At 75.2% G+C, this 5,952-nt stretch carries 4 protein-coding genes and 1 pseudogene; 4 read left to right on the top strand and 1 reads right to left on the bottom strand.

The genetic code is table 11. The features are described 5' to 3' along the window. Window positions 1-1,492 (bottom strand): trypsin-like peptidase domain-containing protein (locus E1258_RS28895; protein ID WP_207919788.1); only part of this gene is annotated, 1,492 nt, incomplete at its 3' end. Window positions 1,493-1,596: 104 nt separating this feature from the next. On the opposite strand from E1258_RS28895, the gene E1258_RS28900 reads away from it, so the two are divergent. The 4 genes and pseudogenes from E1258_RS28900 to E1258_RS28915 all read left to right on the top strand — a co-directional run. Beyond that, the gene (locus tag E1258_RS28900) at window positions 1,597-2,451 is read left to right on the top strand and encodes a MurR/RpiR family transcriptional regulator (protein WP_132406698.1); all 855 of its coding nucleotides are present in this window, start codon (window positions 1,597-1,599) and stop codon (window positions 2,449-2,451) included. Window positions 2,452-2,464: 13 nt separating this feature from the next. Then, window positions 2,465-4,114, top strand: a complete 1,650-nt coding sequence (gene hutU / locus E1258_RS28905) for a urocanate hydratase (protein WP_132406700.1) — start codon at window positions 2,465-2,467, stop codon at window positions 4,112-4,114. Between the two features lie 11 nt (window positions 4,115-4,125). Next, complete coding sequence (locus tag E1258_RS28910) at window positions 4,126-5,352, top strand: allantoate amidohydrolase (protein ID WP_132406702.1); 1,227 nt, start codon at window positions 4,126-4,128, stop codon at window positions 5,350-5,352. Window positions 5,353-5,704: 352 nt separating this feature from the next. Next, window positions 5,705-5,952 (top strand): annotated as a pseudogene (locus E1258_RS28915) (formimidoylglutamate deiminase); the annotation flags it as partial.

Below are 5,952 nucleotides of genomic sequence, written 5' to 3' on the forward strand. Positions count from 1 at the left end.
CCACCCGGCCGGCCGGGTCGAGTGCGACCCCGCCGTGGGAGTAGATGCCGATGTCGTCGCCGATCCGGAACAGCGGCACCGGGCCCTGGGCGGTGTCCGTCGCGGTGACCTGCACGGTCTTCGAGCGCAGCGTGTAGGTGGCGTCCCGGAAGTCGGTGTCGACGGTGTGGTAACCGGCCAGCACCACCGCCTCGCCCGGCGCGAGCACGGCGGGGTCGCCCAGCTCGACGCCGGGCAGGTCGGGCCGGGTCACCTTGACCAGGGCGAGGTCCCCGGCGTCGGCGGCCCGGGTGCGCACCACCTCGCCGGCGATCGCGGGGGTGCCGGTCAGCCCGCCCCGGGCCTGGTTGAGCTGGACGAAGACCTGGCTCGACGGCGGCCGGTCCGGCTCCTTGCCGGTGAACCGGGTGTTCGCCGTCCGCGACCGGACCCAGCCGTCCAGCGCGCCGGAGGTGAGCCTCTTCCCGGCGACGAGAATCCGGCCGAGGGTGTAAAGGGCCCGCTCCCGGGCGACCGGCTCGTCGGGGGCGACGCACTGGCCGTTGGTGAGCACGTGCCCGTCGGGGTTCACCACGAAGCCGCTGCACCGCCGCTGGAACGTGACGGGCGTCGGGTTGAGCAGCGCCCCGGTACGTCCGTCGCGCAGGTACCCGTTGAACACCGCCTCGACGAAGACGAGCCCCGGCGCGGCGGTGGCGAGCGCCCGTTCCTGCGGGCTGTACGGGGCCGCCTGGCTCCATGGGCGGAAGCCGGCGGCTGGGGTGGCGGTCGGGAACGCCCCGGCGGGGCCGGCCGGCGGGGGCGCGTCCTGGTCCCGGGTGGCGGCCCAGACGGCGAGCCCGCCGCCGGCGGCGAGCACCGCCAGGGCCAGGGCCGCGACCCCCAGCCGGAGCCCGGTACGCGGGCGGGGCGACGGGGACGGCTGGATGCGACGCGCGGGCGACGCGAACGGGTCGCGCGGCACGACGGGCTCGGCCGGCCCGGGGTGCGCGGCCGGGGGATCCGCCGCCGGTGCGGCCGGGACGACCGGCGACCCGGTGGCGTGTGCCGCCCAGACCGGCGGTGCGCCGGAGCTGGGCAAGCCCGACGCGGGCTGGCCGGAGATGGGCACACCCGAGGTCGGCGTGACCGGGTTGATCACCGGCATCGCCTGGGTGGCCACGTCGCCGACGGGTTCGAGGCGGGGCGACCGCAGTGGCATGCCGAGCAGCCCGAAGAGCCTGTCGGCGGCGTTCTCCACCTCGGCCGGGTACGCGACCCAGGGGCGGGCGGCGGCGAAGTCGGCGTTGACGTAGCGGGGGCCGCCCGGCGTCTGCGCGAGGGTGTCCGCCGCGTTGGTGAAGGCCTCCCGCCAGGGCTGGTCGGCGGCGGCGGCCCCCTCCAGCACGGCGATGTTCATCAGCCGGTCCTGCGAGTCCACCGCCCACCAGGCACTGCCGACCTGGCAGACCCCCGACGCCTCGGTGAACCTGTACGGACCCTCCGGCTGCATGCCCCACTCCTCTGTTCACCCGCCCTGCGGATAGTACCGATGGGTGGCGACGTCGAGGGCCGTCGCGGGTTGCCTATGAAAGTTTTTATGCATAGAGTCACCGCATGAATGAAGGAGGCACCGCCGGGGCGTCCGCCGACCGGGTGCTCGACCTCTTTCAGAGCGTCCGGCTCACCCCGACGCAGCGGCGCATCGCGCACAGCCTGGTGCAGCACGCCGCCGCCGCGGCGTACCTGTCGGCGGCCGAGGTGGCCGAACTGGCCGGCGTCAGTCAGCCTTCGGTGACCCGGTTCGCCGTCGCACTCGGCCACGACGGGTACCCGGCGCTGCGCCGCCGGCTGCGCGAGCTGACCGGCACCGCCACCGGCGAGCCCTCCGGCAGCGGCAACGAGCTGCAACGCGCCGTCCACACCGAGCGGGCCAACCTAAAACGGCTGGCCGGCCAGCTCGCCGACACCGACCGGATCGCCGGGGTCGGCAAGCTGCTCGCCGCCAGCCGCCCGCTGCCGGTGCTCGGGCTGCGGGCCGCCGCGCCGCTGGCCGCGTACTTCGCGTACTTCGCCGCGAAGGTGCACCCCGACGTGCGGGTGCTCGACGACGGCGGCAGCCTGCTCACCGACCGGATCGAGCAGGCCACGGCGGCCGGGGCGACCGCCCTGCTGGCCTTCGTGCTGCCGCGCTACCCCCGGGAGACCCTGGAGGCGCTGGCCGAGGCGCGGGCCGCCGGCCTGACCGTGGTGGCCATCACCGACTCGCCGGTCAGCCCGGCGGCCGAACACGCCCAGGTGGTGCTCCCCGCCGCCGTCGGCACCGGCCTCGTGTTCGACCTGCACACCGCCCCGATGACGCTGGCGATGGTGGTTCTTCAGGCCATCTGCGACGCCGCGCCCGCCGAGACCCAGCGCCGACTGGAGGCGTTCGAGTCCTCCGCCGCCCGTCGCCAGTTGTTCCTCGGCTGAGAGGAGAGACGAGATGCCCCAACCCGTCCGCGCCGCCCGGGGGGCCGCGCGCACCGCCCGGGGGTGGCCGCAGGAGGCCGCCCTGCGGATGCTGATGAACAACCTCGACCCGGAGGTGGCCGAGCGCCCCGACGACCTGGTCGTCTACGGCGGCACCGGGCGGGCGGCGCGGGACTGGCCGTCGTACCACGCGCTGGTGCGCACGCTCACCGACCTGCGCGACGACGAGACGATGCTGGTGCAGTCCGGCCGCCCGGTCGGAGTCGTGCGCACCCACGAGTGGGCCCCCCGGGTGCTGCTGGCCAACTCCAACCTGGTCGGCGACTGGGCCACCTGGCCGGAGTTCCGCCGCCTGGAATCCCTCGGCCTGACCATGTACGGGCAGATGACGGCCGGTTCGTGGATCTACATCGGCACCCAGGGCATCCTCCAGGGCACCTACGAGACGTTCGCCGCCGTCGCCGCGAAACGCTTCCACGGCACGCTCGCCGGGACCCTCACCCTGACCGCCGGCTGCGGCGGGATGGGTGGGGCACAACCCCTCGCGGTCACCATGAACGGCGGCGCGTGCCTGGTCGTCGACGTGGACCGGGCCAGGCTGGACCGTCGGGTGCGCGACCGCTACCTCGACGAGGTCGCCGACTCCCTCGACGACGCCGTCGAGCGGGCGCTCGCCGCAAAGCGGGACCGCCGGCCGCTTTCCGTCGGCGTGGTCGGCAACGCGGCCACCGTCTTCCCCGAGCTGCTGCGCCGGGGCGTGGCGGTCGACGTCGTCACCGACCAGACCAGCGCGCACGACCCGCTGTCGTACGTGCCGGAGGGGGTGGAGCCGGCCGACGCCCACGACTACGCGCGGGCGAAGCCGGCCGAGTTCACCGACCGGGCGCGGGCGTCGATGGCGAGGCACGTGGAGGCCATGGTCGGCTTCCTCGACGCCGGTGCGGAGGTCTTCGACTACGGCAACTCGATCCGGGGCGAGGCGCGCCTCGGCGGGTACGAGCGGGCGTTCGACTTCCCCGGCTTCGTGCCGGCGTACATCCGGCCGCTGTTCTGCGAGGGGAAGGGGCCGTTCCGGTGGGCGGCGCTCTCCGGCGACCCGGCCGACATCGCCGTCACCGACCGGGCGATCCTCGACCTCTTCCCCGAGAACGAGTCCCTGGCCCGGTGGATCCGGATGGCCGGCGAGCGGGTCGCGTTCCAGGGCCTGCCGGCGCGGATCTGCTGGCTCGGCTACGGCGAACGGGACCGCGCCGGGGTACGGTTCAACGAGATGGTCGCCTCCGGCGAGTTGTCCGCGCCGGTGGTGATCGGCCGGGACCACCTGGACTGCGGCAGCGTCGCCAGCCCGTACCGGGAGACGGAGGCGATGGCCGACGGCTCCGACGCGATCGCCGACTGGCCGCTGCTCAACGCGCTGGTCAACACCGCCAGCGGCGCGTCCTGGGTGTCCATCCACCACGGCGGCGGGGTCGGCATCGGCCGGTCCATCCACGCCGGCCAGGTCTGTGTCGCCGACGGCACCGCCCTGGCCGGGCAGAAGATCGAACGGGTGCTCACCAACGACCCGGCGATGGGCGTCATCCGGCACGTCGACGCCGGCTACGACGCCGCCCGGGAGGTCGCCGACCGCACCGGCGTCCGCGTCCCCATGTCCGAGGCTTAAGGAGGGGCCCCTTGTTGACGCATTCTGTAGGTGAAGGGTCCCCTCCTGACCACCGCCGGTTCCGCGAGCTGTGGGACGAGATCGCGCCGATCGGCCGCGACGCCGGCAGCGGTGGCTACCTGCGGTACGCGTTCACCGCCCCCGAGCTGACGCTGCGCGACTGGTTCCGGGCGCAGGCCGACCGCCGGGGCATGCCGGTCACCGCCGACGGCAACGGCAACCTCTTCGCCCGCTGGGGCGACCCCGACGCGCCAGGCGCCACGCTGACCGGCAGCCACTTCGACTCTGTGCCGCACGGCGGCGCGTACGACGGGCCGCTCGGCATCGTCAGCGCGTTCCTCGCCGTGGACGAGCTGCGCGCCGCCGGCCGCACCCCGGCCCGGCCCTTGGTGGTGGCCGCGTTCGCCGAGGAGGAGGGGGCCCGGTTCGGCGTACCGTGCCTGGGGTCCCGGCTGCTCACCGGCGCGCTCGACGCGGACCGCGCGGCCGGGCTGCGCGACGCCGACGGGGTGAGCCTGGCCGAGGCGCTGGGCGACCGGCCGGCGGGCGCCCGCCCCGACCTGCTCGGCGGCTTCGCGGTCTTCGTGGAGCTGCACGTCGAGCAGGGCCGCGCGCTGGTCGACCACGACGCGCCGGTCGCGGTCGCCAGCGCCATCTGGCCGCACGGCCGCTGGCGCTTCGACTTCCACGGCGAGGGCAACCACGCCGGTACGACCCGGATGGCCGACCGCCGCGACCCCATGCTCACGTACGCGTTCACGGTGCTCGCCGCCAACAAGGAGGCCCGGCTGCGCGGCGCGCACGCCACGGTGGGCCGGGTCCGGGTCGAGCCGAACGCCACCAACGCGATCCCTGCGCGGGTGACCGGCTGGTTGGACGCCCGCGCCGCAGACCCGCAGACCGTCGCCGGTTTGGTCGAGGCGGTCCGCGCCAGGGCCGCCGAGCGGGCCGGCCGGGACGGCACGGAGGTGACCGTGACCGAGGAGTCGACGACCCCGAACGTCGCCTTCGACGGCGACCTCGGCGGGCGGCTCGCGGCGCTGCTCGGCGCGCCGGTGCTGCCCACCGGGGCGGGCCACGACGCCGGGGTCCTCGCCGGGCACCTGCCCACGGCGATGCTGTTCGTGCGCAACCCGACCGGGGTGTCGCACTCCCCCGCCGAGGCGGCCACCGACGCCGACTGCGCCGCCGGGGTCACTGCCCTGGCCCGGGTGCTGGCGGAGCTGACGTGCGCGTGACCGAGCGAGGCCGACACAGGCGGAACCGGACCCGTCTGGTTCCCGGTCGACGGCGCACTGCGGCCCCTATGGAGCTGCCCGCACGAACGGGGCAGCGACGCGGACCCATCCCGACTATGGAGCTGCCCGCACGAACGGGACAACGACGCGGACCCATCCCGACTATGGAGCTGCCCGCACGAACGGGACAACGACGCGGACCCGTCCCGACTATGGAGCTGCCCGCACGAACGGGACAACGACGCGGACCCGTCCCGGCGGCGGCGTGTCCCTCGCCGACGCCGCACGCGACGAACGCACCCACCCGCGCAGCGGTAGCAAAGACGGGGCAGCTCCATAGGGGGTGGAAGAGGTGACCAGGACCCGCTGGCTCGCCGAGTACGCATGGCTGCCCGACCGGGCCGAGCCCACCGCCGACGTGCTGATCGAGGCCGAGGAGGGCCGGATCACCGCTGTCACCCCACTGGCCGCCGGCGGCGACCCCACGGCCGGGGTCGAGGTGTTGGACGACGCCGTACGGCTGCCCGGGCTGACCCTCCCCGGCCTGGCCAACGCCCACTCGCACGCGTTCCACCGGGCGCTGCGCGGGCGCACCCAGGG

It is taken from the genome of Micromonospora sp. KC207, assembly GCF_004348615.1.
Lineage (GTDB): Bacteria > Actinomycetota > Actinomycetes > Mycobacteriales > Micromonosporaceae > Micromonospora.